Source organism: Moorella naiadis (nom. illeg.) (assembly GCF_051020825.1).
Taxonomy (GTDB): Bacteria; Bacillota; DSM-521; order Neomoorellales; family Neomoorellaceae; genus Neomoorella; species Neomoorella naiadis.
This window is the reverse complement of sequence record NZ_JAXGFQ010000006.1, coordinates 101,991-127,407: the sequence shown is the minus strand read 5'-3', so window position 1 is coordinate 127,407 and position 25,417 is coordinate 101,991. Positions and strand designations below refer to the sequence as shown.

The 25,417-nt window shown below is 57.8% G+C and carries 22 protein-coding genes and 1 pseudogene; 3 read left to right on the top strand and 20 right to left on the bottom strand.

Translation table 11 applies throughout. From position 1 onward, the window contains the following. Window positions 1-18: 18 nt before the first annotated feature. Window positions 19-348: a stalk domain-containing protein gene (locus SDD30_RS05850; protein WP_434074026.1), complete on the bottom strand. Its 330-nt coding sequence runs from the start codon at window positions 346-348 to the stop codon at window positions 19-21. Beyond that, window positions 346-1,152: pseudogene (locus tag SDD30_RS05845) on the bottom strand (5'-methylthioadenosine/S-adenosylhomocysteine nucleosidase); the annotation flags it as partial. The pseudogene SDD30_RS05845 and the gene SDD30_RS05850, both read right to left, overlap by 3 nt. 198 nt (window positions 1,153-1,350) lie before the next feature. On the opposite strand from SDD30_RS05845, the gene SDD30_RS05840 reads away from it, so the two are divergent. The 3 genes from SDD30_RS05840 (at window position 1,351) to SDD30_RS05830 (ending at window position 3,963) form a co-directional block, all read left to right on the top strand. Further along, the gene (locus tag SDD30_RS05840) at window positions 1,351-1,866 is read left to right on the top strand and encodes a type II toxin-antitoxin system PemK/MazF family toxin (RefSeq protein WP_434073993.1); all 516 of its coding nucleotides are present in this window, start codon (window positions 1,351-1,353) and stop codon (window positions 1,864-1,866) included. 165 nt (window positions 1,867-2,031) lie between these two features. Beyond that, window positions 2,032-3,828, top strand: a complete 1,797-nt coding sequence (locus tag SDD30_RS05835; RefSeq protein ID WP_434073992.1) for a glycoside hydrolase family 15 protein — start codon at window positions 2,032-2,034, stop codon at window positions 3,826-3,828. Beyond that, complete coding sequence (locus tag SDD30_RS05830) at window positions 3,829-3,963, top strand: hypothetical protein (protein WP_434073991.1); 135 nt, start codon at window positions 3,829-3,831, stop codon at window positions 3,961-3,963. A gap of 272 nt (window positions 3,964-4,235) precedes the next feature. Here the strand turns inward: SDD30_RS05830 and nagA are convergent, their stop codons facing one another. From nagA to SDD30_RS05740, 18 genes are all read right to left on the bottom strand, one after another. Continuing rightward, window positions 4,236-5,510, bottom strand: coding sequence for an N-acetylglucosamine-6-phosphate deacetylase (gene nagA / locus SDD30_RS05825; protein ID WP_434073990.1), 1,275 nt, complete (start codon window positions 5,508-5,510; stop codon window positions 4,236-4,238). A gap of 20 nt (window positions 5,511-5,530) precedes the next feature. Then, window positions 5,531-6,565 (bottom strand): SIS domain-containing protein, encoded by a 1,035-nt coding sequence (locus tag SDD30_RS05820; RefSeq protein ID WP_434073989.1) that lies wholly within the window; start codon window positions 6,563-6,565, stop codon window positions 5,531-5,533. Then, a complete protein-coding gene (locus SDD30_RS05815) occupies window positions 6,550-7,620 on the bottom strand; it encodes an ROK family protein (RefSeq protein WP_434073988.1) in 1,071 nt (356 codons plus the stop codon). Before SDD30_RS05815 ends, SDD30_RS05820 begins: the two co-directional genes overlap by 16 nt. Window position 7,621: 1 nt before the next feature. Further along, window positions 7,622-8,602, bottom strand: coding sequence for a Gfo/Idh/MocA family protein (locus tag SDD30_RS05810; RefSeq protein WP_434073987.1), 981 nt, complete (start codon window positions 8,600-8,602; stop codon window positions 7,622-7,624). A gap of 18 nt (window positions 8,603-8,620) precedes the next feature. Then, window positions 8,621-9,661 carry a Gfo/Idh/MocA family protein gene (locus SDD30_RS05805; RefSeq protein ID WP_434073986.1) on the bottom strand — a complete coding sequence of 347 codons (1,041 nt, stop codon included), beginning with the start codon at window positions 9,659-9,661 and terminating at the stop codon, window positions 8,621-8,623. 67 nt (window positions 9,662-9,728) lie between these two features. Next, the gene (locus SDD30_RS05800) at window positions 9,729-10,709 is read right to left on the bottom strand and encodes a Gfo/Idh/MocA family protein (protein WP_434073985.1); all 981 of its coding nucleotides are present in this window, start codon (window positions 10,707-10,709) and stop codon (window positions 9,729-9,731) included. Window positions 10,710-10,743: 34 nt separating this feature from the next. Then, window positions 10,744-11,703 (bottom strand): ABC transporter permease, encoded by a 960-nt coding sequence (locus SDD30_RS05795; protein WP_434073984.1) that lies wholly within the window; start codon window positions 11,701-11,703, stop codon window positions 10,744-10,746. After that, window positions 11,696-12,724, bottom strand: coding sequence for an ABC transporter permease (locus SDD30_RS05790; RefSeq protein ID WP_434073983.1), 1,029 nt, complete (start codon window positions 12,722-12,724; stop codon window positions 11,696-11,698). The genes SDD30_RS05795 and SDD30_RS05790 overlap by 8 nt, the downstream gene beginning before the upstream one ends. Continuing rightward, window positions 12,725-14,239 (bottom strand): sugar ABC transporter ATP-binding protein, encoded by a 1,515-nt coding sequence (locus SDD30_RS05785; protein ID WP_434073982.1) that lies wholly within the window; start codon window positions 14,237-14,239, stop codon window positions 12,725-12,727. An 11-nt stretch (window positions 14,240-14,250) separates the two neighbouring features. Continuing rightward, window positions 14,251-15,414, bottom strand: a complete 1,164-nt coding sequence (locus tag SDD30_RS05780) for a substrate-binding domain-containing protein (protein WP_434073981.1) — start codon at window positions 15,412-15,414, stop codon at window positions 14,251-14,253. A gap of 180 nt (window positions 15,415-15,594) precedes the next feature. Further along, complete coding sequence (locus SDD30_RS05775; RefSeq protein WP_434073980.1) at window positions 15,595-17,712, bottom strand: oxidoreductase; 2,118 nt, start codon at window positions 17,710-17,712, stop codon at window positions 15,595-15,597. Between the two features lie 198 nt (window positions 17,713-17,910). Then, window positions 17,911-19,224, bottom strand: coding sequence for an ROK family protein (locus SDD30_RS05770; protein WP_434073979.1), 1,314 nt, complete (start codon window positions 19,222-19,224; stop codon window positions 17,911-17,913). A 597-nt stretch (window positions 19,225-19,821) separates the two neighbouring features. Continuing rightward, window positions 19,822-20,019, bottom strand: a complete 198-nt coding sequence (gene thiS / locus SDD30_RS05765; RefSeq protein ID WP_434073978.1) for a sulfur carrier protein ThiS — start codon at window positions 20,017-20,019, stop codon at window positions 19,822-19,824. Between the two features lie 46 nt (window positions 20,020-20,065). After that, the gene (locus SDD30_RS05760; protein WP_434073977.1) at window positions 20,066-21,958 is read right to left on the bottom strand and encodes an aldehyde ferredoxin oxidoreductase family protein; all 1,893 of its coding nucleotides are present in this window, start codon (window positions 21,956-21,958) and stop codon (window positions 20,066-20,068) included. A 24-nt stretch (window positions 21,959-21,982) separates the two neighbouring features. Next, on the bottom strand, window positions 21,983-22,387 hold the full coding sequence (locus SDD30_RS05755; RefSeq protein ID WP_434073976.1) for a 4Fe-4S dicluster domain-containing protein: 405 nt from the start codon (window positions 22,385-22,387) through the stop codon (window positions 21,983-21,985). 15 nt (window positions 22,388-22,402) lie between these two features. Then, the gene (locus tag SDD30_RS05750; protein ID WP_434073975.1) at window positions 22,403-23,521 is read right to left on the bottom strand and encodes an aldehyde ferredoxin oxidoreductase N-terminal domain-containing protein; all 1,119 of its coding nucleotides are present in this window, start codon (window positions 23,519-23,521) and stop codon (window positions 22,403-22,405) included. 64 nt (window positions 23,522-23,585) lie between these two features. Continuing rightward, window positions 23,586-23,900, bottom strand: coding sequence for a cupin domain-containing protein (locus tag SDD30_RS05745; RefSeq protein WP_434073974.1), 315 nt, complete (start codon window positions 23,898-23,900; stop codon window positions 23,586-23,588). Window positions 23,901-23,903: 3 nt separating this feature from the next. Beyond that, a complete protein-coding gene (locus SDD30_RS05740; RefSeq protein ID WP_434073973.1) occupies window positions 23,904-25,205 on the bottom strand; it encodes an MFS transporter in 1,302 nt (433 codons plus the stop codon). Window positions 25,206-25,417: the final 212 nt, after the last annotated feature.

Genomic DNA, 25,417 nt, shown 5'->3' with positions numbered 1-25,417 from the left:
ATTCTGCTTTCAGACCGGTTACTGGTAGAGGCGCACCGCCTGGCCGTCATTTAGGACTACGTGATAATTGAGCATCTGGGATAAACTCTGGGCCGGGATATACAGGGTATCGTCCTTTAGTAACCCTTCCCCATCCCCTTTGATTGTTAAATCTCTACCGTCTATTTTTACTAGAGCTGCTCCCCTGTCATTATCCCAGGCAACTACTCCGCCCAGGTTTTCGAACACCTCTCTTACTGGTAAATAGATGAAACCGGAGATAGATAGGGGGGTATGCTTTAAGGCAACCTGCGAGCCGTTAACAAAGAGGGCTGGACTGACAGCACCAAAGGTATCGGCAGCTGCCAGGGCTTTGATAACTTGCAGGACGTACTCCTGGCAGTAGGCCCCCGCTTTAGGATCCCATCCCTCATTCTGGGGTTCGCTGTTGGAGAGGATGCGGATGCCTAAGAAGGGGATATTATAAGCCCTGGCTACTTGAGCCGCTGAAGCTGTCTCCATTTCCTCCACTGATGTGCCAAACTTTTCATGGACCCATTTTATGCGGTCAAGTTCCCGGTTCCACTCGTCTGCCGTACCGATAACCCCGGCAACTATGCGCCCATGCTGGTAGGTGCCGGCCACGCTCTGGGCGATTTTAATCAGTTCGGGGTCTCCGGGAAAACCGTGGAAGCTCACCTCTTTGCCATCTAAACGAAGCTTTACGTCCTCTGGTACCCAGCTTTCCGGGGCAATCCCCTGGCCGTAGTCGCGATGGTTGGATTTAAATTTACCAAAGTTAATGGCTTTCTGTCCCAAGACAATGTCAAAGCGATGTAGGGACGGATCGTGCCCCCCGGACGTCCCCTGGTTAATAATGGCCCGGGGATGAAACTTTTCGATAGCCAGAAGGGTGGCAGCAGCGGCGTTGGTCATGCCGACCTCGGTACGAGAAACAACCACGGGTAAACCATTAATACTCCCCTGCCAGAAGGTCCAGCCCCCATATGTAACTTCTACCGGGTCCTCCAGGGCCGCTACCAGGTTCTGCATCTCTAAATTCATGGCCCCCTGGACGACGACGGGCCGAGGACTCGCGGCCATGGCGCCGGGCGCACTCAGGCTTAAAAATAAAAGCAGGGCTAAAAGGATGGCAAGAAACTTTTTGGGCATAGAAAAACCCCCTTGAATTTATTTGAAGCGTTATGGCTTCCAAAAATAATGCTGGTGCGTGGCCAGAACTTACTGTGAAGATATAATGGGGCAAGGAAGGGTAAGCGCCGGCGCGAGGTGAATCTGGCCCGAAATTACTTCGGAGGTATAATTCGCCAATAGGTATTGGAATCCTTCTTAAAAAAGGCGACATTGGTTATGTACCTGTTCAGCCGGATAAAAGAAAAGCACCTGGAAATTTGTATCTCCGGTGCCTTCTTTGGCGATTATTGGTTACAACCTTGCAACCTGGACCATGTCGATTGTTTTTATATTCTACTCCAGGAGACGAAACTAATCCGGCTCTCTTCCCTGCTAGTTATAGTATATCATTTATCCGCGTACGCTACAATCTGGCGCGATCAGTCGACCTTAATAACCCCACTGCTGCCAGGCTTCCATGGTAGTCGGCCGGCCCTGATTATTTCCGTGGATCTGTTTAATTACGGCCCGGCCGGTCTGGTAGTTGCTATACCTTTGACTACCAGGGATAAAGGTATCCCTTTTCATGTAAAAATAGTGCCGCCTGAAGGTGGGGTCAAATCCACCAGCTTTATCAAATGTGAAGATTTACGATCAATAGGTAAGGAGAGGCTCATTGAGAAATGGGGCGCTATTTTACCGGAATCTATAGCCGCCGTGGAAATGCGGCTCAAGATATTGTTGGGCCTATAATGCGCTAGTTATGAGACAGAAATAAGACCGCGGTGCTTAATTTAGGAAATGGTTGATCGGTTGGCTCTACTTATATAGCGGGCTTTGCCCTGTTACTTTTTATGTAATATAATATTACAGCCTTTCACAACATCTTATTGAGATTTAAAGGGGTTGAGAAGTGCTTTGCAGCGCCGGCCTTATTACGGTTTTATCGGTAACGGCGAAACGGCCGCCCTGGTGGCCCCGGACTTTACCATCGCCTGGCTGTGCGTGCCCCGTTTTGACAGCTTCCCCCTTTTTGCCGCCGCTTTATGCCCGCAGTGCGGCGGCGGCCTGCACCTGAATATTGAGCCGGCGGTGACGCCGGTCAGCCAGAGCTACCTGCCGGAGAGCAATGTCCTAGAGACTGTCGCCAGGGGCCCGGGCCTGCAGGTGACGGTACTGGACTTTATGCCCTGGGGCTACCATCATTTAAGCCGCCTCATCATCCTGGAGAATACCGGGGTGGAGACTTTAAAGCCCGTGGTGCGCTGGCAGGCCAGCCCCATCACTACCGCCGTCCATCCTTTTAAAACCCGCTCCCGCGCTTCTTTCCAGTTTATTTACGGCCGCGAAGGCGCGGCCTGCATTGGCATGGCCGGCTCCCCGGGATCCACTGCGTCCCTGACCTTGAAACCGGGGGAAAAATACCGCCTCTGGCTGGTCCTGGCCTATGGCGCCAGCTTAACCCTGGCCCGCCAGCACTGGACGGCGGGCTTTTACAGTTCCCTGGAGGAAAACCTCACCTGGTGGCGCCGGTGGTTTAAAAAAGCGCGCCGGCCCAACACGACCAGCGCGGAGGTCCGGGCCGCGTATGAGCGCAGCCTGATGGTGTTGAAGCTCCTCACCTACGAGCGCACCGGGGCCGTTATTGCGGCGCCGACCACTTCTTTCCCGGCCGTCCCCGGTGGTAACGACAACTGGGATTACCGCTACTGCTGGCTGCGGGACGGCTATTTTACCGCCCTGGCCTTTGATGCCGCCGGTTACCATGAGGAAGCGCGCGGTTTCTATGAATTCGCCCTTTCCCTGCAGCAGCCCGACGGCGGCTGGTATATGCCCCTGGTACCGGTGGAAGGCCGGGGCGGTGCGGAATACATCGCCGACGACCTGGCCGGACCGGACGGGGAAAAACCCATTCGCTTCGGCAATGCCGCCATGCACCAGATCCAGCTGGACAATGCCGGCAATATCCTGGACGGCCTGTGGAACCATTACCTGGCCACCCGCGACCGGGAGTATATCCGCTCGCGGTGGGACGCCATCCGCCGGGCGGCTATCTGGCTGGAGAAATACTGGGAACAGCCGGAAAACGGCATCTGGGAAATCCGCGAGCGCAAGGATCACTGGCTCTACGGCAAGATCCTCTGCTACGCCGGCCTGACGGCCGCCTCCCATCTATCGATCGAAATCGGGCGGCTGCAGTGGGCGGGGCGCTGGCACCGGGCCGCCGTCCGGGTACGGCGCCAGCTGTTGCTCCAAGGCTGGTCCCAAGAGCGCCAGGCTTACCTGCAGCATTATGGTGCCGGCGCACCCCTGGATATTTCCGTGCTGGCCCTGGAGTTTTACGGCTTGCTGGCAGCCAACCATCCCCGCCTGCTGAAGACGGTGGCCGCCATGGAGAAGCCTTCGCCGGTGGCTAAAGGTGAACCGGGCGGCCGGGGCGGCCTCAATATGTGGGGCGGCATCGCCCGCTTCGAGCAGGCGGCCATTCCCTTTTACCTGCCTACCCTCTGGCTGGGGCGCTATTACCTCCACGCCGGCAACTACGAGCGCGCCCAGGAATTGCTGCGGGTCTGCCTGGATAATGCTACCGACCTTTTCCTGATGGCGGAACACTTCGACCCGCGGACGGGCAAGCAGTGGGGCAATTTTCCCCAGGGTTTCAGCCACCAGGAAATAGTCCGCTTCCTGCTGGATTACGCCTACCGGGAGGGGTAGGTGAGTTGCCCCGCTGCGGTAGGCGCCCTGCATACGCCGCCGTTATGCTACCGGCCGGTAGACCCGGCCAGGAGGCTGGCGCCGGTGATTAGGTGCAAGACCGCCTTCGGCCTGCACCTGGAGGGGCTGTATTAAGGCTGCAGTATTTCTAAAAATCAAGGAAGCCTTGCTAGGAGTGGTATGGTATAATAAGGGTATTGTACACGAGAATAAAGGTCAAACAATAAAAAAAAGCGTCAAGCGAAGTATCCAAAATTAGTATTTGTTGTATACCAGATAACCCGCCGTTTCTCCGAGAAACAAAGAAATGACAGCATCTATGAGTAAGGCGCCCTGAAATGGGGCGCCTTACTCATATGGAACGGCTATCGTTTAGCTGGTAATGGGTATTTGTACTATGACAGTCATTAGCGTAGCAAATCTTTATACCTCGCGGCGGCCCCGGGGGCGACATAGGCCGGGCGGCCGGCGATGAAGGTGGCTTCGACCTGGATATCGCCGTCCAGGACGGCGATATCCGCGTCTTTGCCGGAGGCAAGGGTCCCTTTGCGGTCATCGATGCCCAGGGAGCGGGCGGGGACCAGGCTGGCCATGCGTACCGCCTCCCAGACGGGGACATCCAGCAACCGGACGGCGTTGGCCACGGCCCGGTCCAGGGTGAGGAGGCTGCCAGCCAGGGCGCCGTCGGGGGTGCGGCAGGCGCCGTCAATAATCTGCACCGGGAACTGGCCGAACTGCACCTTGGGCTGCCGGCCGGTAGACCCGGCCAGGGGGCTGGCGTCGGTGACCAGGTTGATGCCATCGCTGCCTTTGGCCCGCAGGGCCAGGCGCAGGGCCGCCGGGTGGACGTGGACGCCGTCGGCGATTATTTCTACCGTGACCTCCGGGAGGTCCAGGGCGGCCCCTACTACCCCTGGTTCCCGGTGGTGCAGCCCCCGCATGGCGTTGTAGAGGTGGGTGACCCGCCGGGCGCCGGCGCGGGCCGCCTTGACGGCCTGGTCGTAGGTGGCGTCCGTGTGGCCGACGGCGACCGCTACCCCGGCGGCGGCCAGCAGGTTGATGCACTCCAGGGCTCCGGGCAGTTCCGGGGCCAGGGTGATGATTTTCAGGGCGGGACCGGCGGCTTCGGTGAGGGTGCGACATTGGTCAGGTCGGAGAAGCCGCAGGGAGGATTCCGGCCAGCAGCCGCGGCGCGCCGGGCTTAAGTATGGTCCTTCCAGGTGCAGGCCGAGGATAGTACTCCCCCTCCAGGCCCTACTGGCCACCTCCCGGCGAAAGGCCTCGAGGAGGTGCCACTCACCGTGGGGGGCCGGGACGGTGGCCAGGAGGCCGGTGACGCCGTGACGGGCGTGAAGGCAGGCCACCTGCTCCCATTCCGCCCACGGCTGCTGCCAGTCAAAACCGTGGCCACCACCGCCGTGGGCGTGGAGGTCGATGAACCCCGGGCAGATATAACGGCCGGCAACATCGATGGTTACGCCCGGGGGCACCCCAGCAGGGCCGGCCAGGTCACCATTACCGGCTGCGTTGCCGGGCGTGCCGCTGGTCGCACCCTCCCTAACGGCGCCGGGGCCGGCCAGGGTGGCGATTTTACTGCCGCTGATGGTGAGGGTTCCCCCGAGCAGCAGCCGGTCCGGCAGGACGATGGTACCGCCCTGCAGGGAAAAATTAGTGGCTGTCATAGCGTCAGTCAGCACATCCTCTAACGGGTCACGGTTACTTTGCGCAATCCCCGCGGTAGGTCTGGGTCCAGCCCCTTCGCTTCCGCCAGGAAGCAGGCGAAGAGCTGCAGAGCGACGATGCTGGTGAGGGGCGAGGCGAACTCGTCCACGGCGGGCAGCTCCAGGCCGGTGCGGGCCAGGCCCAGGAGCTCCTGCTGGTCGGAGAGGATAATCAGTTCCGCCCCCCGGGCCAGGAGCTGGCCGGCTAGGGCCTGCATCTGCTGGTAGCTCCTGCCGGCCGGGGCTACGATCATGGCCGGGAAGCCCCGGTCGACAATGGCGATGGGACCGTGGAGAAAGTCGGCGGCAGAGAAGCCCTGGGCCTGGACGTAGGAGGTTTCCTGCAGTTTCAGGGCCGCCTCCAGGGCGGTGGGGTAGTTCAGCCCCCGGCCCAGGACCACGCATTCACCCATATAAGCGTACCGCTCCACGGCCTGCTTGATGCGGGGCGCCAGGGCCAGGCAGGCCTCCAGGGCGTCCGGCACCCCGGCCATGGCGGCGGCCAGGTCGTCACGTCCGGCCAGGGCCGCCACCAGCAGCCCCAGGAGGGCCAGCTCGCTGGTATAGGTCTTGGTTGCCGCCAGGGCCGTCTCCTTGCCGGCCCGGCAGAGGAGCAGGTGGTCGGCTTCCCGGGCCATGGTGGATTCCGGTTCGTTGGTGATGGTGACCACCACCGCGCCGCTCTCCCGGCCCTGGCGCAGGATCTCCCCCACGTCGGCCGCCTCACCGGACTGGGAGATGCCAATTACCAGGGCGTCCTGCAGCCGCAGGCGGCCCTGGTAGAGGGTAATTACCGAAGGGGCGGCCAGGGCCACCGGCAGGCCGGTGTAGACCTCCAGGGCGTATTTGGCGAAGGTGGCGGCATGGTCGGAGGTGCCCCGGGCGGCGATGACCGCGTAGCGGCACTGCCGCTCCCGGATGCGGGCGGCCAGGGAGCGGATGTTTTCTGCTTCCTCCTGGAGCAACCGGCGTAAAACCCCGGGTTGTTCCCGGATTTCCGTTAACATGCGCGACATAAGGCCCTACCTCCTTCGTCCAGCAGGCCCAGCCGGGAAAAGGCTACGGCGGCGGCGCCGACGACCCCCGCCATTTCCGGCCAGGTGGATAGCACTATTGGCACGTCCCCGGCGGCCGGGGGCAGGGCGCGCTGGCGCACCACTCGCGTTACCGTGGCAAGCAGCAGGCTGCCGTTACGGCTGACGCCGCCGCCCAGGACCACCAGCTCCGGGTCGAAGATGGTCACCAGGGAGGCGATGCCCAGGCCGATATACCGGGCCGCTTCCCCCATAACCTCCAGGGCCAGCTCATCGCCGGCTGCGGCGGCAGTGGCGACGTGGAGGGCGGTGACTTCCTCGCCCCGGCCCGCCAGGGCCCCCAGGCTCGAGGGCCGGCCGGCGGCGAGGAGGGCCGCCGCCCGATTGGCGATGGCCCGGCCCGAGGCCAGGGCCTCCCAGCAGCCACGGTTACCGCAGCCGCAGAGGGGCCCTTCCGGGTCGATGACCATGTGGCCGATTTCGCCGGCGTTGCCGTGATGGCCGCGATAGATCCGGCCGCCCAGGATCAGGCCGCCGCCGATACCGGTGCCAATGGCGATATACAACAGGTCTTCGACCCGCCGCCCCTGGCCGAAACACTTCTCCCCCCAGGCCGCCGCCCGGGCGTCGTTCTCCAGGAAGAGGGGGAGGTTGAGTTCCTTTTCCAGGATGGCGCTGATGGGGACGTCCCGCCAGTTCAAGTTGGAAGCCAGGACGACCCTGCCACTGTCAATATCGAGGACACCGGGCACGACTATGCCGATGCCCTTGATCCCCTGCCGGTCGCCGGCGGCCGCCGCCACCTGGCGCAGCCCGGCGATGATTCGCTGGATGACTCCCATAGCGCCATCCCCGGGACAGGTAGGTATAATAAGATCTTTGACGACCTGACCGGCCTGATCCACCAGGCCAAAGGCGATTTTAGTGCCGCCGAGATCTACTCCCAGGACATAACTGCCTTTCTCACTAATATTGGTTCCTCCTTTGCTGGTTATCAAGGCCCCTTGGTTGGTTTTGCAATCACGTTCTTCCCCCATGTCAGTTTCCCACCGCAACTGGTTCCTGGGTTGCGGCCGCGCGGTAGGCGGCCAGGGCCACTTCCAGGGCCTTCAGCCCGTCCTGGCCGGAAACGAGGGGCTGGCGGCCGGCGGCGATGCTGGTTACGAAATCCTGCACCAGGAGGTAATCGGCGTCGCTGCCCCAGTTTTCGTAGCGGGTGGTCAGTTCACCCGGGCCGTAAACCGCCAGGTTCTGGGAAAACAAGTCCAGGTAGGCGGTACCGCCGGTGCCCACGATCTCCATGGTCACGTCCCCCCAGGTGGGGAACCCCTCGGGCCGTGACCAGCTGGTATCCAGGGTGGCGTAGGCGCCGCCGCTCAGTTCCAGGGAAAGGAGGCCGCAGTCGTCGATGGCGATATCGTGGAGGAGGGTGCCGGCCTCGGCGTAGACCCGGGTCACTTCCTGGCCCAAAAACCAGCGCAGGAGGTCGACGACGTGGACGGTATGGTCCATGACGGCGCCGCCGCCGGCCTTTTCCCGGTCTAAAAACCAACCGGGCGGCAGCGAGCCGTGGTTGGTGGCGCGGATGGCCATGACCCGGCCCAGCTTGCCGGCCTGGATCTCCTCCCGCAACCGGCGCGCCGCCGGGTGCAAGCGGCAGGGAAAGGCGACGCCCAGCTGGACGTTGTTCTCCCGGCAGGCGGCGATCATGCGGTTGGCGGCGGCGATGGTAGTGGCGATGGGTTTTTCACATAATATATGTTTACCCCGGGCCGCGGCGGCCAGGGCCAGTTCTTCATGTTCGACATTGGCGGAGCAGATAATGACCCCGTCGATGTCGGTAGCTAACAGGTCTGCCGCCGTGGGGAAGTACCTGGTGGCAAACTCTGCGGCCGCGGCCTGGCCCCGCTCGGCGTCGTCGTCGGCCAGGCCGGTGAATTCCACCCCGGGCAGGCGGGTAAGAGCGGCGGCGTAGCTGTAGGCGTGCATGTGGGCGAAACTTAAAATGCCAATTTTCATACCCGTCATCTCTCCTGACTACGCTATTGTGAAAACCCGGCCGGTGGCCGCCGATTCCAGGGCCGCCAGGGCCACCTCCAGGGTATGGAGGGCCACCTCGACACCGGTCGGAGGTGTAACATTGGGAAGCGGTGCGTCACCGGCTGGAGATGTAACACTAGCTGAAGGTGCGGCGGCTAGAGAGGCGGCATCATCCTCCAGGGCCCGCAAGGCTGCCCTTAAGCCGGCAATATACATATCCTCGTCCACCGGGCTTGTCAGGATACGTTTCCCCGGTTCGGCGTTGAGGGTTAACCTGAGGGGCGCCGTGTTTTCGGTGGACCAGGCGATCAGGCCGTTGGCGGCCGCGATCTCCAGCTCGTCGCCGCCCTGGTCCCCCGGCAGCCAGTTCCCGTCCAGGTGGGCGATAACCCCGTTCTGCAGGCGAAGGGAAACCTGGGCGTACTCACCGTCCAGGAGCTCCCGGTAGGCGGTGGAAGCGGCGTAAACCCGCTCAACCCGGCCGCAGCAGCCAATCAGGAAAGCTATATCCTGGGCGAGGAGGTCGAGGATGACGCCGCCGCTCGCTGGTAGGCTGCGGTGCCAGGCGCCGGCCGGGACGCCGGGCCGGCGCCTGGTGATCCGCACCACCCCGACCCGGCCCAAACTGCCGCCGGCCAGGAGCTCTCCGGCCCGGCGCAGGGGGGGCATAAAGGCGTTGAGGTGTAAAGGGATCAGACGGACCTCCGCCTCCCGACAGGCGGCCACGGCCTCCCGGGCCTGATCTAGGGTGCGGGCCAGGGGGGTTTCGCAGAGGATATCCTTACCCCGGCGGGCGGCTTCCTGCACCAGGGCGGCGTGGGTAGGGGTCGGGGTCGCGATAGCAACTACGTCTAAATCGGCAGCCAGGAGTTCTTCCGGGGACAGGGCCGGACAGCCGGCAGCTGCAGCCAGCCGGGTGGCGGCCGCGACGTCGGTATCGGCCACAGCCCGGAGTTCTACTCCCTCGATGCCCCGGTAGACGGCGGCATGGGCCTGGCCGGCGGCGCCGCAGCCGATGAGACCTATCCGTAGAGTCATGCTTTTTCACCTTCCAGCAGTGGAAGTTAGATTATGGCCCGCCATAAGTTGATGTTTACAATGATGTTTACGTACATTTTAACACTGTAGCCACTGCCAGCCGCGCTTCAGCCGGGCTGACCCGGAAGGGGGCGCCCGTCAAGAGGCAGTCGACGAAATGGGCCAGTTCTTCGGCGTAGGGATCGCCGGCCAACACCGGCGGCAGGTCGGCGCCCTTTAGGGTCGTCATTCCATCCCCGTTGTAGACCAGGACCTGTTTTTCGCCCTCCCTGGGGCTCAGGAACTCAACGGCCCCTTCCTCGCATACCAGGCGGTAGCCGGTGGTAAAGGGGTAGGAGGCCGGCATCAAGTGCCCGGCCTCCAGGCTGGCCAGGGCGCCGTTAGTATAGACCAGGTTGGATACCACGTGGGCCGGACCCGGCCGCCCGGGAGCCATGATTTCGTGCTTGGAAAAGGAGGTTGGCGTTCCCAGCAGCCAGTTGCTAATGTCGATGTCGTGGATCTGCAGATCCATAATGGTGCCGCCGCTCTGATTGCGGTCCAGGAGCCAGTTGTTCCAGCTCCAACCCGGGGTGGCGGATTCCCGCCAGGCGCCGAAGAAAAGGGGCCGGCCCAGCTTCCCTGCCGCCACCAGGGACTTCACCACCATGTATTCGGGCATGAACCGGCAGACGTGGGCGACCATCAAACGGACGCCGGCGGCCGCGACGGCCGCCATCATGGCGTCGATGTCGTCCAGGCTGATAGCGAAGGGCTTTTCTACCAGGATGTGCTTCCCGGCGGCAGCGGCTTTGACTACTGCTTCACGATGGAAGGGGGATGGCAAGCAGACATCGACGGCGTCCAGCTTTTCTGCAGCCAGCATCTCGTCCAGGGTGGCATAGGATTTAAGGCCATATTGCGCCGCCAGGGCGCCGGCCTTTTCCGTCCGAATATCCGCTACGGCCGCCAGCCGCGCCCGGGGATTATGGGCGTAGCCGGCGGCGTGGATCTCCCCGATAAACCCGGCGCCGACAATACCGATATTTATTACTTCTGTTCTGCTCATCTTACTTAGCCTCCGTCAAGAGAGATAAAAGGTGCTACTGCCGGATGGCCGGCTGCCGGGTGTACAGGGCCAGGAGCAGGATCAGGACCAGGCCGTTGATGATCTGCCGCCCGGCTTCGTCGGTATGCAGCACCACCAGCAGGCTTGCCAGGGCGGTAAGGATGATCGAGCCGAGCACTGTGCCGGTGTAAGAGCCTTCACCCCCGGCCAGGGAAGTGCCGCCGATGACCACCGCCGCCACTGACGGCAAGACGTAGGCGGCGCCCATGTTGACGAAAACAAAGTTATTGTAGGCGATAAGCCAGAAGCCGGCCAGGCTGCTTAATATGCCGCTCAAGATATAGGCGATGCCCTTGACCGTGGCGGCCCGCACCCCGGCCAGGTAGGCGGCGTTGTAGTTGCTGCCGATGGCGTAGACCTGCTGGCCGTAGACAGTCCGGCGCAGGATAAACTGCATCAGGATAATCATGATGAGGCCCAGGACCACCAGCCAGGGCAGGAAGGGAAACAGCCGGCGCGAGCCCAAGTAGGCGATGATAGGGGCCGGCATGCCCACCGGCGAACCGTGGGTGTAGATGAGCTGGATGGTGGTCACCACGTTGGCCATGGCCATGGTCATTACCAGGGGCGGCACCCGGGCGTAGAGGATGCCGGCGGCGTTAAACAGGCCGATGGTCGCCCCGGCGAGGATTACCAACACCAGGGCCGGGGCGATATTGCTGTTTTGACCGGCCATGGTCTGGGCCGCCAAAACGGCGCCCAGGGACATGACCGCCCCTACGGAGAGGTCAATGCCTTCCCCGCCGGCAATGACCACCAAGGTCTGGCCGGCGGCGGCGAAGCCCAGGAGGACCGCCATGGCGAGGATGCTGCCGATATTGGCCGGCGATAAGAAGCTGGCGTTGACCAGGCCGCCGCCGACAAAGAGGGCGATGGCGATAAGGCCGGCCATGAAAAGCTGGTTTTGCCGCAAGTTCTGACTGACTTTAGGCATGCTGGGTACCTCCCCGGCGACGCCGGCGCCCGCCGACGCCGGTCTCGCTCCGCTGGGTCAGGGCGGCGCTGGCCAGGCCCAGGATTACGATCAGATTGGCCAGGAGTTGCTGGTAGAAGGAGGCCAGGCTCGTCAGGCCAGGAATATTGTTGACGAAATTGCGGAAGAGGAAAAAGACGATATTATTGATGAGCCCCAGGAAGAGGGCCCCGGCTATGGAACCGCCGACGCTGCCCCAGCCCCCGGAAAGGCTGCAGCCCCCCAGGATCACGGCGGCAATGGAATTGAGGCCGAAGAGGAGGCCGATCTTGGGGTCGCCGGAAGCGGTCAGGGCCGTCAGGCACAGGCCGGCTACGCCGGTGATGCAGCCGCTGAAGGTATAGGCGAAGAACTTCACTCCGGCTGTGTTGATCCCTGAGGCGTAGGCGCTGCGCTCACGGCCGCCGACGGCGCGAAGGTAGATTCCTACTCGCTGCCGGGAGACTACCAGCCACAGCAACCCCATCGCCACGATAATCCAACCGGCCACAGGAATGCCCAGGAAGGAGGAGCCGTAAGCGGTATAAAGGGCGGATGGGACCATGCCGCCCGGCTTGGGCCATACCCACAGGGCTACACCGCCGACCACGGACATGGAAGCAAAGGTAGCCAGCAACGGCGGAATGCGGAGGTAGGCCACCATCAGGCCGTTACCCATCCCTACCAGGGTGGCGGCCACTAGGGCTACGGTCCAGCTCACCCCGACCGGCCAGTGCCCCTGGTTGGCCAGGGCGATGGCCAGGGTGTTAACCAGGGTCATGTTGCTACCGATGGAGAGGTCAATGCCCCCCGTCAACACCACTACCGTCTGGGCAATGGCCGCCAGCACCAGGGGCGCATTTACCGCCAGGAGGGAATTGAAATTGGAACTGCTGAAAAAGCCGGGACCCTGCACCAGGATGTTGATGATGATTCCTAAAAGTAAGAGCAGGTAGCCCGGAGCAGCCGGCGTAGCGCGCAGCCGGCGCCACAAGTGCATCATTTACGCTCCCTCCTTCGGCTTGGCCCGCTCCATGCCAAGCATGGCCGCCACCAGGCATTCTTCCGTTTTTTCGTGTTCCTGGATCACGGCCACTATTTCCCCTTCATAAAAAACGTAAATGCGCTCGGCGATGGCCAGGAGTTCTTCGTTATCGCTGGAGGAGATAAGTACCGCCGTTCCGGCCGCGGCCATGCTGCGCAGCAGGTCGTGAATTTCCCGGCGGGCGTTGACATCAACGCCCTTCGTCGGGTCATCAAGCAACAGCAGCCTGGGCTTTACCGCCAGCCAGCGGCCGATAATCAGCTTCTGCTGGTTGCCGCCGCTAAGGCTGTTGGCCGGGTGCCCGGGGCTGGCGGCGACAATACGCAGCTCTTTTATCTGCCGGCGGGCTTCGTCCTGCAGCACCCGAGGGTTGATGGCCTTAACCAACCGTTTTTTGGCCAGCCGCGCCAGGAACAGGTTCTCCGTCACGGAGCGTACCGGCAGGAGGCCCTCCCGCTCCCGGTCCCCGGAGATAAAGCCGATACCCCGGCGTACCGCCTCCCGCGGCGAGTGAAAGGCAACCGCTGCCCCGCTGTACTTCACCCGGCCGCTGGTAAAAGGAAGGAGGCCGTAAACGGCCCGCAAAAATTCCGCCTGCCCCTGCCCCTGCAAGCCGGCCAGGCCGATAATCTCGCCGGCCCGGGCCGTCAGGGTGACGCCCCGCACCCGGGGTGGCACCTGGAGGTCGGTAACGGACAGGACTACCTCTCGCTGCTCCTGTTCCCCTGCTCCGGCGGTTGCAATTTGGCACTTCTCGGGCCTGGTGCCGGTCATATGGTAGACTACCTCCGCCTCATCCACCTGGTCCAACTGGACGGAGGCCACGCTTTCCCCGCCGCGCAGGATTACGGCCGTCCGGCACAGGGCAAAGACTTCGTCGAAGCGATGGGAGACGAAGAGAATGGCGAGGCCTTTCCGGCTCATCTCCCGGAGGATGGTAAAGAGATGCTGTACCTGATCATGATGCAGGGAGGCCGTCACTTCGTCCAGGATGAGGATGCGGGGTTCCCAGGCCAGGGCTTTGGCCACTTCCACCAGGCTCTGGGCTGCCGGTTCCAGGTCGCCCGCCAGGGCGTCAGGGCCGGCGTCTACCTGCAGGCGTTCCAGTAATGCCAGCGCCCGCGCCCGAACCTTCCGGGTGTCCACAAAGCCCAGGGGCCGACAGGGCTCCCGGCCGAGGAGGAGGTTTTCGGCCACGGACAGCCTGGGCACCAGGCTCAGGTCCTGGTAGGCGACGGCAATACCGTGGCGGCGGGCGTCGGTAGGGGAATTAATGACCAGGGGCTTCCCGTCCAGCAGGATCGTGCCGCTGTCGGGTGCCACCAGGCCCCCCAGGACCTTGACCAGGGTACTCTTCCCCGAACCATTGGCCCCGAGGAGCGCCCGGATTTCTCCGGGCGCCAGGCTCAGGGCAGCATCCTTCAGGGCGGTCACGCCACCGAAATGCTTGCTGATCTGTTGTGCTTGTAACAAGGGCTCAACCCCTACTGGAACATTTTATCGATGTCTGCTTGGGACAGGACGCTGTCGATATAATAGGTATCGGGCTTATCCTTAGTCTTATCATACCATTCTTTGAGATTATCATTGGTGATGATCAGGGTGGGTTTGATCATGATGGCATTCTTATTTTCCTTATCCAGAGGATCGGAGGTCAGGACGCCATCCTTCAGCTTTTTACCCTGGAGCAGGTTGACGGCGATCATCAGGCCATCAGCGCCGATACCGGGAGGATTCTCCACGATGATGGCGTTCAGGGGATTGTTGGGGTTCTTCTGGTTGATGTCATACCATAGGCGCAAGTAAGCTATCCATTCGTCGCTGGTCATGGCCTTGGGTAACGGGTGCTTGGCTTCTTGCAGGGCATTGATAATCCCTACTGCCGCGCCGTCCTGGTTTAAAATGGCGTCAAACTTCGGGTAGGTAGCCAGCAGGCTGGTCATCAATTGCTTGGCTTTGCCTTCGTCCCAGTCCATGTTGACCTGCTTCAGGACCTTGATGCCGGGGTATTTGGCCAGGACATCGGCGAAGGCCTGGTGGCGGACTTCGTTGGCCGGCGCGCCGGCCATGGCGTCGAACTGCAGGATGTCGCCCTTGCCGTTCAACTGCTTGGCCAGCCATTCGGCCTGGATACGGGCCCATTCGTACTGGTCCGTGGTGACGCTGATGACCTTGGGATGACTGATATGCTGGTCAATGGCTATGACGAGGATGCCTTTGCTAACCGCTTTATCGATGGCCGGGGCCAAGGCCGTGGCCGATACTGGGTTGATCAGGATGGCGTCCACGCCGGAATTAATCAGTTGGTCCATCTGTTGGGCCTGGGTGGTGGCGTCGTTGTTGCCCTCATAGACGGAGTAGTTACTGATTAGCCCCTGGGATTTCAGCTTATCGGCCACTTGCTGCATGTTCTGCTCCATCTGGATGCGCCAGGCGTTACTGTTGGTGCCGTCCAGGAGGGCAATGTTGAAACCTGATTTCTTCGCTGTTTTTTCCGCCTGGCCGCTCTGGCCGCTTTTACCGGCCTCCGAAGATGCGCTCTTGCTGCCGCCGCACCCGGCCAGGGATAGGGATACTGCCAGGATTAACGCCAGGATGAGGAACAAACCCCTGGTGAGCCTGGTTTTCTTGCTGCCTTTACTGAACATTGATGGTCCTCCCTCCATTAAGGTTAAAGGATGATGAGTGATCTACTACCTGAAGGTGACTTGCCTGGGGCCGGACGTGTCAGTCCCGGCCAGCTATTTCTATGGGTGGGCGCCCTCACTCCTTTCCTGCCTCTAACCTCATTCAGGACAACAACATTAAAGGCGGTTTGCTCACCTCCTCTACAATCCGAGTTCCAACCGGACATCCAGGGGGATGTCGTCCATGAGGGCGCCGTTGGTGTTGAAGGGGGTGTCGCGGTCAATCATAAGGCCGAAGTTGGCGCCCTCGGCTACGGCCGCCTTTAAATTGCGGGCGCGGACGGCGTCGCCGACATTGACTACTTTCAGGCCGGCGGCCAGCAGTTCATTGAACAGCCCGCTATTTGGCTGCACCTGGCACAGGACGACAGTATCGGCGGGCATGGTGATACGGTTGAACTCCCGGTCCATGATGACGGCTGCGTCGGCACGAATCTCCAGTAGCGTGGCGCTGGTGATGACCCGGACCGGGTGCTTGTACGGCTTCGAGGTTAAGGCTTCGGCATCGGTCTGGTTAAAGCGCTTGCGTACTACGTACATGTGCACCGGCTCGATGGTGGCCCCCAGTTCCCGGTTCGGTGTTATGATAGTCACCTGCTTGCCGATGGAGGCCAGGAACTGGGCCGTATCGACGGCCTGGAAATGGTCGCCCCACACGATTACCCGCTCGCCGACCCGGGTCATCTGGCGGTCGCCCGGGTAATGCTCGCAGGTCCGTTTCGGGCAGGCCATGACTTCTTCAAACCTTACTACATTGCTACCGTTGGCCCCGGGCAGGTCGGGGACATAGGAACTGGCGCCGGTGGCGTTGACGACGACATCGTAAGTACGCAGGTCGTCCACCGTGGGCTGGGTGCGGTAGCGGACCGCCACCCCCAGGGATTTGATCTGGTGGCGAATCCAGTCGGCGTACCACTTCATCTTTTCTTTGCCCGGTACCAGGCAGCAGCCGAGGATGGCCCCGCCCAGTTCGCCGGTCTTTTCGAAGATGGTCACTTTATGGCCGCGAATGGCGGCTACCCGCGCGGCCTCCATGCCGGCCGGCCCGCCGCCCACGACGGCGATGTTCAGGCTCTGTTTTGCTTTTTGCATGCGGGCGTAGCGGGCATCGCCCACCGCCGGGTTGATGGCGCAGCGGATCTCTTTCTTGGCCAGCATGGATTCCTGCCAGCAACCTACCAGGCAGGAGATGCAGCGGCGGATCTCCTGGGTTTTACCCTGGCGGGCTTTGACCGGCCAGTAAGGGTCGGCAAGGAGCTGGCGGGAGAGGCCGACCAGGTCGGTCTTACCTGCGGCCAGGATCTGCTCGCAGTATTCGGGATCGCGCAGGGTGTGGCTGTTGATGACCGGGATGTTGACAACTTTTTTGATAGCTTCGGAGGCGTAAATGGTCCAGCCCTGCTCATAATACATGGGGTCGAAACCGGCCCCCGGGGTTTCGGTGATGCACTGGCTGAGGTCCAGGGCGGCCACCCCGGCTTCCTCGAACATGCGAGCCACCGCTTTGCTTTCTTCCAGGTCACGGCCGCCGGGGATCCACTCGTCTACCGAGTAACGGACAAGGACGGGAAAATCGCGGCCGCACTTCTTGTGAATCTGGTCGATGATGGCCAGGGGGAAGCGCAGGCGGTTCTCCAGGGAGCCGCCGAAGCGGTCGTTGCGGCGGTTGGTGTAGGGACTCATAAACTGGGCCAGGAGGTAGCCGTGGGCGGCGTGGAGTTCCACAGCGTCAAAGCCAGCCTGCTGAACCCGCCAGGCGGCCTCGGAGAAGAGTTCGATCATGTCCAGGACCTCTTCGACCGTCATGGCCCGGGCCTGTTTGCCCTTCTCTTCGGCATTGGCGTAAATGACCTCATGGCCCGCCGACCAGGGGACCTTGATGACCATGTCGTTGGTGGACATGGTGTTGTAACGCGGGATGGCGGCCTGGCGGCCGGGGTGCTGCAGCTGGACGGCGCATTTGGCCCCGTAACGGTGCATGGCTTCCGCCAGGCGGGCCAGGCCGGGGATGTGGTTGTCGCCGTCGGCAACCAGAGAGGTTACCGTCGGCCGGCCGGTCTTGCCGTCCGGGCTGGTGGCGCCGACGATGATAAAACCGGTGCCGCCTCTGGCGATTTCGGCGTGATGCAGGATATCCCGCTCGCTGACGGAACCGTCGGCATGGGAGGAACTGATATCGGTGGGTACGTGGACAATGCGGTTGGCTAACTCCAGATCGCCGATGCGAATTGGTTTGAACAGGTTGGGAAAATTGGCCATTGATCCATCTCTCCCTTTAGTGGCATTAACGCCAAATAAGTAAAAAATGTACGACCTCCACTTAATTCCTCTTTCGGTTATACTTTCTACCTAAGACCAAAAATGGCGTGTTTTACCATCTATATTAAAAATCACCTCCTGGAAAAGGGTTCTGGTAAAGCTGGGGAGTGAGGCCCCATGAGAGGCTCCTGGTCTTCTCTAGTTCGCCGGTGGCGGCGTACTATCTGGGGCGGCAATGCTGCCGGCGCGCTGGTTTTCACCCGCCAAGGAGGGTTCGGCGCTTTGTTCCGCAAAGGAGGGCCAGAACTTGGTAGCCAGAAGGTTATGCAGCACGATACTGGCCACCCCGAACAAGCGGGCCTTCTCGCCCAGCTGGTTGGGGATCAGGCGCACGGCGGCGCCGGGTACCTTCAGCCCGTGGGTGGCCATGGTTTTGCGGACATGCTGGAGCATAAAACTCTTTTCGCCGAGGAGGCTGCCCCCCAGGATAATGGCTTCGGGGTTCAGAAGGTTAATAAGGTTGGCCAGGCCGATCCCCAGGCTGACCCCGGCTTCCGTCAGGGCATTGACCGCCAGCTGATCACCAGCCAGGGCGGCTTTGTTCAAGATTTCCGGCGTCACCTGGTCGATATTGTCAACAATCTCCGTAATTACCGTGGGAACGCCCCGCTTTACCGCTTTGGTCACCCGCGCCCAGATGGCCGGCCAGGCCACCAGGTTTTCCAGGCAGCCGATATTGCCGCACTCGCACCTTTCCCCACCCTTGTCGATGCTCATATGGCCCAGTTCGCCGGCGCTGCCGGTAAAACCGCGAAAAACCTCACCGTTTAAAATCAACCCCGCCCCCACGCCGCTGCCTATAGACACGTAAACCATGTTAGCAAAGGGACGCCCGGCCCCGAACCACTTCTCGCCGATGGCCGCAGCATTGGTGTCGTTTTCCACATATACTAGATTATGAAAGCGTTGCGCCAGCGTCGGCCCCAGGGGCAGGTCCATCCAGTTGAGCTTCAAGGAGTAGCGGATTACCCCGGCGCCAGCGTCCACCAAACCGGGGGTCGATATCCCGATGCCGACCACCGGCAATTCCCGCGCCCCTCCAGTGCTCAATACACGGCCCACCTCCGCACCGATGAACTCCGCCAGGGCATCGCCGGCCAGCTGGTGGGGAATGGTTCGTTCCTGCTCCAATTCTTGGGCATTCAAATCCGTAAGGGCGATGGTGAGATAAGAATCGGTGACATCGACCGCTACGATGTACCCAGCCCGGGCGTTGAATTCCAGCAGGGTCGGCTTGCGCCCACCCCGCGACCGGCCTTCTCCTACACTGCGGACCCAGCCATCGGTAATCAGGTCACTCACCAGGGAGGCAACCGTAGTCGGGCTGAGGTGGGTCTGGCGGGCGATGTCCACCCGGGCAATGGGGCCGGAGGCGCGAATGGTTTCCAGCACCTTCGCCCGGTTCATTTCTTGCAACAATTTTAAGTCTGCCGGTCCCCGGTTCGTTTTCATAACCTATTCTCCATACTTTTTGCAGTGGTTTTATTAAGTAGTGGGTAAAGTGGGGCTTCAACGTACTTATGTACGCGTGACAGACCTTCCTTGCGCCCCGGGCCCTTCCTTGGGCAATCCCAAGGTCGCCGGTTGTGTGTCTTGAAATATTTAATTCTATTCGCCACGGCGTCGAAGATTCCTGCTTGCTTAGCCAGGTTGATTTAAAAAAATCTTTAAACTATCTTTGGAATAAGTCGACAATATTAGCCGCTATATATTCTCTTCCCCGCGGCAATGGCCGTCGTGTCTATTGCGACAAATACGTACCTTCCGGCTTTGGTAGCCCACTTTTTCTTATGCCCATTTTAAGCTGCTGGCCCTGGCGTGGGGCGCTATTTTACCAGAATCTATGGCCGCCGTGGAAATGTGATTGAAGATATTGCTGGGCCTTTAAGGGCCAACAAATGGCTATCAGGCCAGTGCTGCCTTGAAGAGTCCAATTGCTGCCAGGCTTCCATAGTAGATAGGGACTGTTAACAAAGAGGGCTGGACTGACAGCACCAACTGGATCGTGGCCCCGGGCCGTCCCCTGGTTAATAACCTTTTATCCTGGTTCTAACCTCCCGCCAGAGGCTTAATAATCTTAAGTTGGTCTCCGGGTTGCAATCTATAAGTTAGATATTCTTGTTGCAAAAGTTTCCGCCCGTTAACCCAAACGGCGACCTGGAGAGGAAGTTTTATTTCCCTTAATACATCCTCGATGGTAGAATTAGGGGCTACTGTGTATTTCTTATTGTTAATATCTATTTCCATTCGTGCACCCACCTTATTGATCGCAATGAAGGGCCGACAAATGACGTCATTCTAAAAGCCAGTCAAGGGATAGTTCCTTTAATTTGGTAACAGTCGGGTTGCCATCTACCGGATCCCAACCGGCCAAACGGTAGTATTGGGCAAGGGCTTTGCTAAATTTCTCTTCATTAATACTCATTCCCTTTGATGGACCATCAGGCAAGGGTTCAAAGAAGCGTAGGGGTAAGCGATCCTGGCCTTTATTAAATCCTTCCCGGGCGTTAAAATAGCGCATCATATTAATGCGTCTTTCCCCAATACGCATTAATTCAGGCAAAGATGTTGCCCAGCCAATACCGCTACGACAGAGGGTTAATAAATCATCCGGCCCGTAAAGTTGCCAGGAGGGCCCCCAGGCGAATTGACAAAGGCAGAGTATATCAGTAACTGAATAAAAACATTGTGTCCGAAAGGCAAAACGTGCCTTTTCCTCATCTAAATCCCAGGGATTATCATAACCCCTCCAGGCACCAATTTGAGCCAGACGCTGTCCCTCGATACTATCGGGGGGCAAGACTAAGAGCGGATCATGTTCACTTGATTGATGATCAGCACCGAAAGGATTAACAGCATAAATTATACCAACCGCCGGTTTAAACTGCGGCATATGCGCTGGCATCTCTGAACCTTTCACGGCCATTACTAAATCTGGTGCTCCCCCCCCCAATTTAAGAGCAGCCCGGAGACTTCCTTCCGCCAATAAATCACCAAGACCTTCTCTTTTAGCAATCATCTCTATTAATCGTATTACCGCTTCTTCGTTGCCAAAATTGAGATCCAAACCGCCGGTATCAGTGTTGTTTATTAGTCCTCTGGTATAACACTCCATGGCAAAGGCAATAGTTGCCCCACACGATATGGTGTCCAGGCCATACATATTGCAGAGTTGGTTGGCGATAGCCACCGGTTCCAGACTGGTAACTCCGCAATAAGATCCCATCGCAGCGCAGGTTTCGTATTCAGGGCCACCATAACGGCCTTCCACTTTACCTGGTATGTTGACAACCCGCTTGCATCTTATGGCACAGGCGTAACAGGTATCCCTTTTCTTCAGAATAGTGGCCTTCATTGTTGCGCCGCTAAGATTTTCTGCTCCTTCCGGAAACCAACCGGAAGAAAAATTTCTGGTAGGCAAAAATCCCGCTTCGTGATTGCCAATTAAATCCCCGTCGGTACCATACTCCCCTAAAGAAGTGAGAGTACTGTTGGCAGTTATCCTTTGGGTAATCCCTTGAGTTAAAGAACGAAAGCCCTCCGGGTCCATCGGTAACCTCGGTTTACCTTTATGCACCACCACGGCCTTTAAATTTTTCGAGCCCATTACGGCCCCTAAACCTGTACGTCCATTGGCGCGGCTGCATTTATTAATAATGCAGGCAAAACGTACCAAATTTTCACCCGCCGGACCTATCTGAGCAATCTCGAGATCTTTAGAGCCTAACTCTTCTCTTATTAAATCTTCCACTATCCCGGTAACTTTCCCCCAGAGATGTCGTGCCGGGCGTAGTTCTACTTTTTCTCCTTCAATATAAAGATATACCGGCTCTACCGCCCTACCTTTAAAAACGAGGGCGTCCCAGCCATTAGCCTTTAATTCGGCCGGTAAAAAACCTCCTCCCTGGCTATCACCAATCGTCCCGGTTAAGGGACTTTTGGCTGCCACCACCATCCGGCTTTGACCACTTACCGGGAGCCCGGTCAAGGGCGATACGGCAAATACCAACATGTTTTCCGGGCCCAGAGGGTTAATACCAGGTGGCATATCTCGGAGAATTAAATACAGGGCCAGGGCCGACCCTCCGGGATAAAGTTTATAAGTTTCGCCGGGAATAATCTTTTTATGAATCGCCAAATTGTTTAGATCTACCTCAAGGATCTTCGCGTCGGGAAATACAGCCATTCTTTTTTATGCCCTCCCGAATCATTAATCAGTGGTTAACTGCAAGGCCCCAAAATAACAAAATTGTACACACTTGGGTTCACCGGAGCATAAATCGCAAACAACCGGAAAATCCAGGGTGTAATCCAAGTGAACAGCCTTGAAGGGGCAGACCTGGACACAGACCTGGCAATTTTGACAGAGGTCATAATCAATATAACGGACCCCGGTCCGGGTATCAATTTTAAAAGCTTTATAGGTGCAAGAAGTTACACAAAGGCAATTTCTACATAGTCTACAAACACCGATCTGCTGCTGAGCACTCCCGGCTTCAGAGGTTATCTTTAACCTTGACCCATTTAAAGTAAAAATCCCCTTATGTTCAGCCGCACACACAATGGCACAGTTCTGGCAACCAGTGCACTTTTTCACACGCACCTGGAGACGCATAATCTTTCCTCCATACTATTTAGGGTTAAATAAATTTGTAATTGAGGCTGGAAGGGATAATTGCTCCAGCTTATCTATGATAAGAGCTCCCCGTTCGTTAAAACCCCTTTGTCTAAGATACTCCGGTTGTGCAGGTGAAATTGGTTTGGCTCCATAGTACATATCTAATATTTTATAAAGCGTAAACACCCTCGCCCCGGTAATTTCTAGCTCATCCGCAGTAATTACAAAGCCGGTAATAGCCTCGAGCCATTCCAGTATCTTCTTTTGTGGCAGCGTCCATTTAGGGCAGGAAGGCAAGCAGTATTTTAGGGACCGATTATTTTCTTCCCTAACCAGAGCCTCAACTGACAATTGCTTAGAACTAAACGATGGTGTTAGTACAAAGTTGGCTTCTTGACCATCCCGTTGATAATCAATGCATCCTCCCGGGCAACCAAAGCACGATTTTCTTCCCGGCATTGCGGTTTGATTTACCCGTTCGCTTTTCTGCTTTATACTGTTAAAAAGGTAGAGATTTACATCCCGTAAAAGATCTTTAACATTTCTTTCGCTATCAAATTTGCCGTCAGCTACTATTGATATTGCCTTTACCCCTTTTGAAAGCAATTGCCCACCCATATCTACTTCTAAATATTCATTACTGCGGCTCTTGTCTTCCTCTACTGCCAGGACGGTAAGGGCTTCCGGCGTAAGGTCCCTTATTTTGGCTTCTGTATCCAAAGCATTTTCTGGTTCTAAATCGGGTACAGCTTTAAGAGCGATGCCCTGGCTGGCTATAGCCACCCATACCGGCGCCAGAGACTTGCCATTCAACACCATACCATCAAACCCGGCCAGCCTTATGGCAGCAGCTACATTACCATATAACATATCATAATGTAAGCCTTTCTTAGAAACAGATATTAATACCGCTGGAGCGCTGCCGGGGATAGGGGTACCGGCGAAGGGACCGGCCATGATTAACAGAGGTTCATCTAAGGAACTGGTACTTTGAAGATCTTCGAGTAAATAACGTAAACCTAATCCTAAGCCGCCTAAGTATTGCGAATACCATTTCCGTGGTAGTCTTTCCTCACTAACATTGCTCTGATTTAAATCGATTCGAAGCAGCCTTTCCTGAATTCCCGCCATAGAAATCTCCTTCTTCTTATTTTAAGGCGTGGGCTAAGGCCCACGCCTTATGGTAAGCCATAACCTAGGGGCAAACTATAAAGAAACTCCTGAAGGTCTGGTCACCGTTGTTATAAGACAGGTGTTTGATACCGCGCGGGATTTTAATCGCCTGCCCCGTTTCCACTTTATATTCCTGGCCGGCAATAACAAAAACACCTTGCCCTGCAAACAGATAGCAGTACTCATCACCATTTTCGTGGACATGCAGCTCCAGGGAGGCTCCCGGTTCACATTCGAAAATACCTGCTTCTATCGGGGTTCTAGCCGGTAGTTCCTTGTTAATAAATATTACCTCTTTGCCCCAACTGGTCTTGTTTTGTTCAGGATTAATAAGCATTTATTACCCCTCCATGGAAGAATTTTTAGCCGGCCTGACTATAATCGGCTTTTCATTTAAAGAAAGGGAGAGTAACGTGCCAATAATAGCCATGCCTGCAAAATATAGAAATACATTATGATAACTGATACCGGTAGCTTTGGTAACAATAAGAAAGCCAGCAATGATCGGGGCCACAAACCCCCCGAATTGCCCAATACCCTGGGTTATCCCGGTAACTGTGCCTACCATTTCATTAGGATAACGCAATTGGACAAAAGCATAAATTGGGCCATCATACATAACAACAAACATCCCTAATAAGCCAAAAACAATGATCAGGATGGGGATGTTCCCTTTAGGAATAAGGTTAACAGCATACAGAACCACTGCCAAAGCGAAAAAGGCAAGGGATAGTACTGGGCGTGCTTTGGAATTAAATACTTTATCCATTAAAGTCCCGCCCAACATCTGTCCCAATAAACCTACCAGGAAGGGAATAGCTGCCAGGAAACCCATAGCCTTAATATTAAATCCATGTTGCTCAACCAGGTAAGAAGTAAGCCAGGTGGTTGTTCCCCAATAAACACTAGTTTTACAGAAAACTATAGCTGTAATGACCCATAAATAAGGATCACCCGCCACTTCTTTAAAATCTGGTTTCACTTTGACCGCGGTATTTGTATTAGCTTTAACCATGTCCTGTTTCTTAATATAATTATATTCCTCTTGATTGATCCTTCCGGCCTGTAAAGCTTCTTCGGGTTTATTGTACATATAGAACTTCAATACCAGGACTCCTACTATGCCGGGTATAGCCAACAGGTAAAATACCATCCGCCAACCCCAAGCTGCGGTAATAAAAGCGACAACAACCGGGATAATAGCCGGGGCTATCGTCCAGGAAGTAGTAAAAAAGGCGGTGGCCCGGCCCTTTTCCTGAGGTGGAAACCAGTCACCAATGGCTCGAATACTGGGGGAGAAGTGTAACCCCTCACCTACCCCCAGTCCAAGGCGTACAATGATAAATTGGGTTAAGGATTTAATCACTCCCGTCAAGAAACTAAAACAGGTAAAGGCCACAATTGACACGCCCATAACGATCTTCGGTCCCCATTTATCGGCAGCTATGCCAGCGGGAATCTGCATGATGGCATAGGCCAGGAAAAAAAGGGAGGCAGCTAAACCTATTACCTCGTGGGATAGCCCTAAATCATTCCGGATAAAAGGCAATAAATTTAGGACCGCTATTTTATCAAAATAATTTATTACATACAAAAGCCAAACTGTCACCAATATAACGTAGCGATACCGCGTACCGGTCATTAATTTGCCCTCCTTTATTATTACTGTTTTATGGTTTTCACCGTTTCGTGGGTTTACATTTTTTGACTATCCTTCTTAAACAAAAGCAGCCCTTGAGCATCGACAACTTGTGTAAACCGGTTTCGACGGGGAAAGCTAGCGATTAGCTGGCCTCCCCCCTAAACCATTAGAAACACGTTGGTGAGGCTCATGTCACAGCCGTTCGCGCCAGA

Excerpts from the sequence above, each read along its gene's own strand:
- SDD30_RS05840 (WP_434073993.1), top strand. The coding sequence starts at position 1,351 with ATGTACCTGTTCAGCCGGATAAAAGAAAAGCACCTGGAAATTTGTATC.
- nagA (WP_434073990.1), bottom strand. The coding sequence starts at position 5,510 with ATGACAGCCACTAATTTTTCCCTGCAGGGCGGTACCATCGTCCTGCCG.
- SDD30_RS05820 (WP_434073989.1), bottom strand. The coding sequence starts at position 6,565 with ATGTCGCGCATGTTAACGGAAATCCGGGAACAACCCGGGGTTTTACGC.
- SDD30_RS05815 (WP_434073988.1), bottom strand. The coding sequence starts at position 7,620 with ATGGGGGAAGAACGTGATTGCAAAACCAACCAAGGGGCCTTGATAACC.
- SDD30_RS05810 (WP_434073987.1), bottom strand. The coding sequence starts at position 8,602 with ATGAAAATTGGCATTTTAAGTTTCGCCCACATGCACGCCTACAGCTAC.
- SDD30_RS05805 (WP_434073986.1), bottom strand. The coding sequence starts at position 9,661 with ATGACTCTACGGATAGGTCTCATCGGCTGCGGCGCCGCCGGCCAGGCC.
- SDD30_RS05800 (WP_434073985.1), bottom strand. The coding sequence starts at position 10,709 with ATGAGCAGAACAGAAGTAATAAATATCGGTATTGTCGGCGCCGGGTTT.
- SDD30_RS05795 (WP_434073984.1), bottom strand. The coding sequence starts at position 11,703 with ATGCCTAAAGTCAGTCAGAACTTGCGGCAAAACCAGCTTTTCATGGCC.
- SDD30_RS05790 (WP_434073983.1), bottom strand. The coding sequence starts at position 12,724 with ATGATGCACTTGTGGCGCCGGCTGCGCGCTACGCCGGCTGCTCCGGGC.
- SDD30_RS05780 (WP_434073981.1), bottom strand. The coding sequence starts at position 15,414 with ATGTTCAGTAAAGGCAGCAAGAAAACCAGGCTCACCAGGGGTTTGTTC.
- SDD30_RS05775 (WP_434073980.1), bottom strand. The coding sequence starts at position 17,712 with ATGGCCAATTTTCCCAACCTGTTCAAACCAATTCGCATCGGCGATCTG.
- SDD30_RS05770 (WP_434073979.1), bottom strand. The coding sequence starts at position 19,224 with ATGAAAACGAACCGGGGACCGGCAGACTTAAAATTGTTGCAAGAAATG.
- thiS (WP_434073978.1), bottom strand. The coding sequence starts at position 20,019 with ATGGAAATAGATATTAACAATAAGAAATACACAGTAGCCCCTAATTCT.
- SDD30_RS05760 (WP_434073977.1), bottom strand. The coding sequence starts at position 21,958 with ATGGCTGTATTTCCCGACGCGAAGATCCTTGAGGTAGATCTAAACAAT.
- SDD30_RS05755 (WP_434073976.1), bottom strand. The coding sequence starts at position 22,387 with ATGCGTCTCCAGGTGCGTGTGAAAAAGTGCACTGGTTGCCAGAACTGT.
- SDD30_RS05750 (WP_434073975.1), bottom strand. The coding sequence starts at position 23,521 with ATGGCGGGAATTCAGGAAAGGCTGCTTCGAATCGATTTAAATCAGAGC.
- SDD30_RS05745 (WP_434073974.1), bottom strand. The coding sequence starts at position 23,900 with ATGCTTATTAATCCTGAACAAAACAAGACCAGTTGGGGCAAAGAGGTA.
- SDD30_RS05740 (WP_434073973.1), bottom strand. The coding sequence starts at position 25,205 with ATGACCGGTACGCGGTATCGCTACGTTATATTGGTGACAGTTTGGCTT.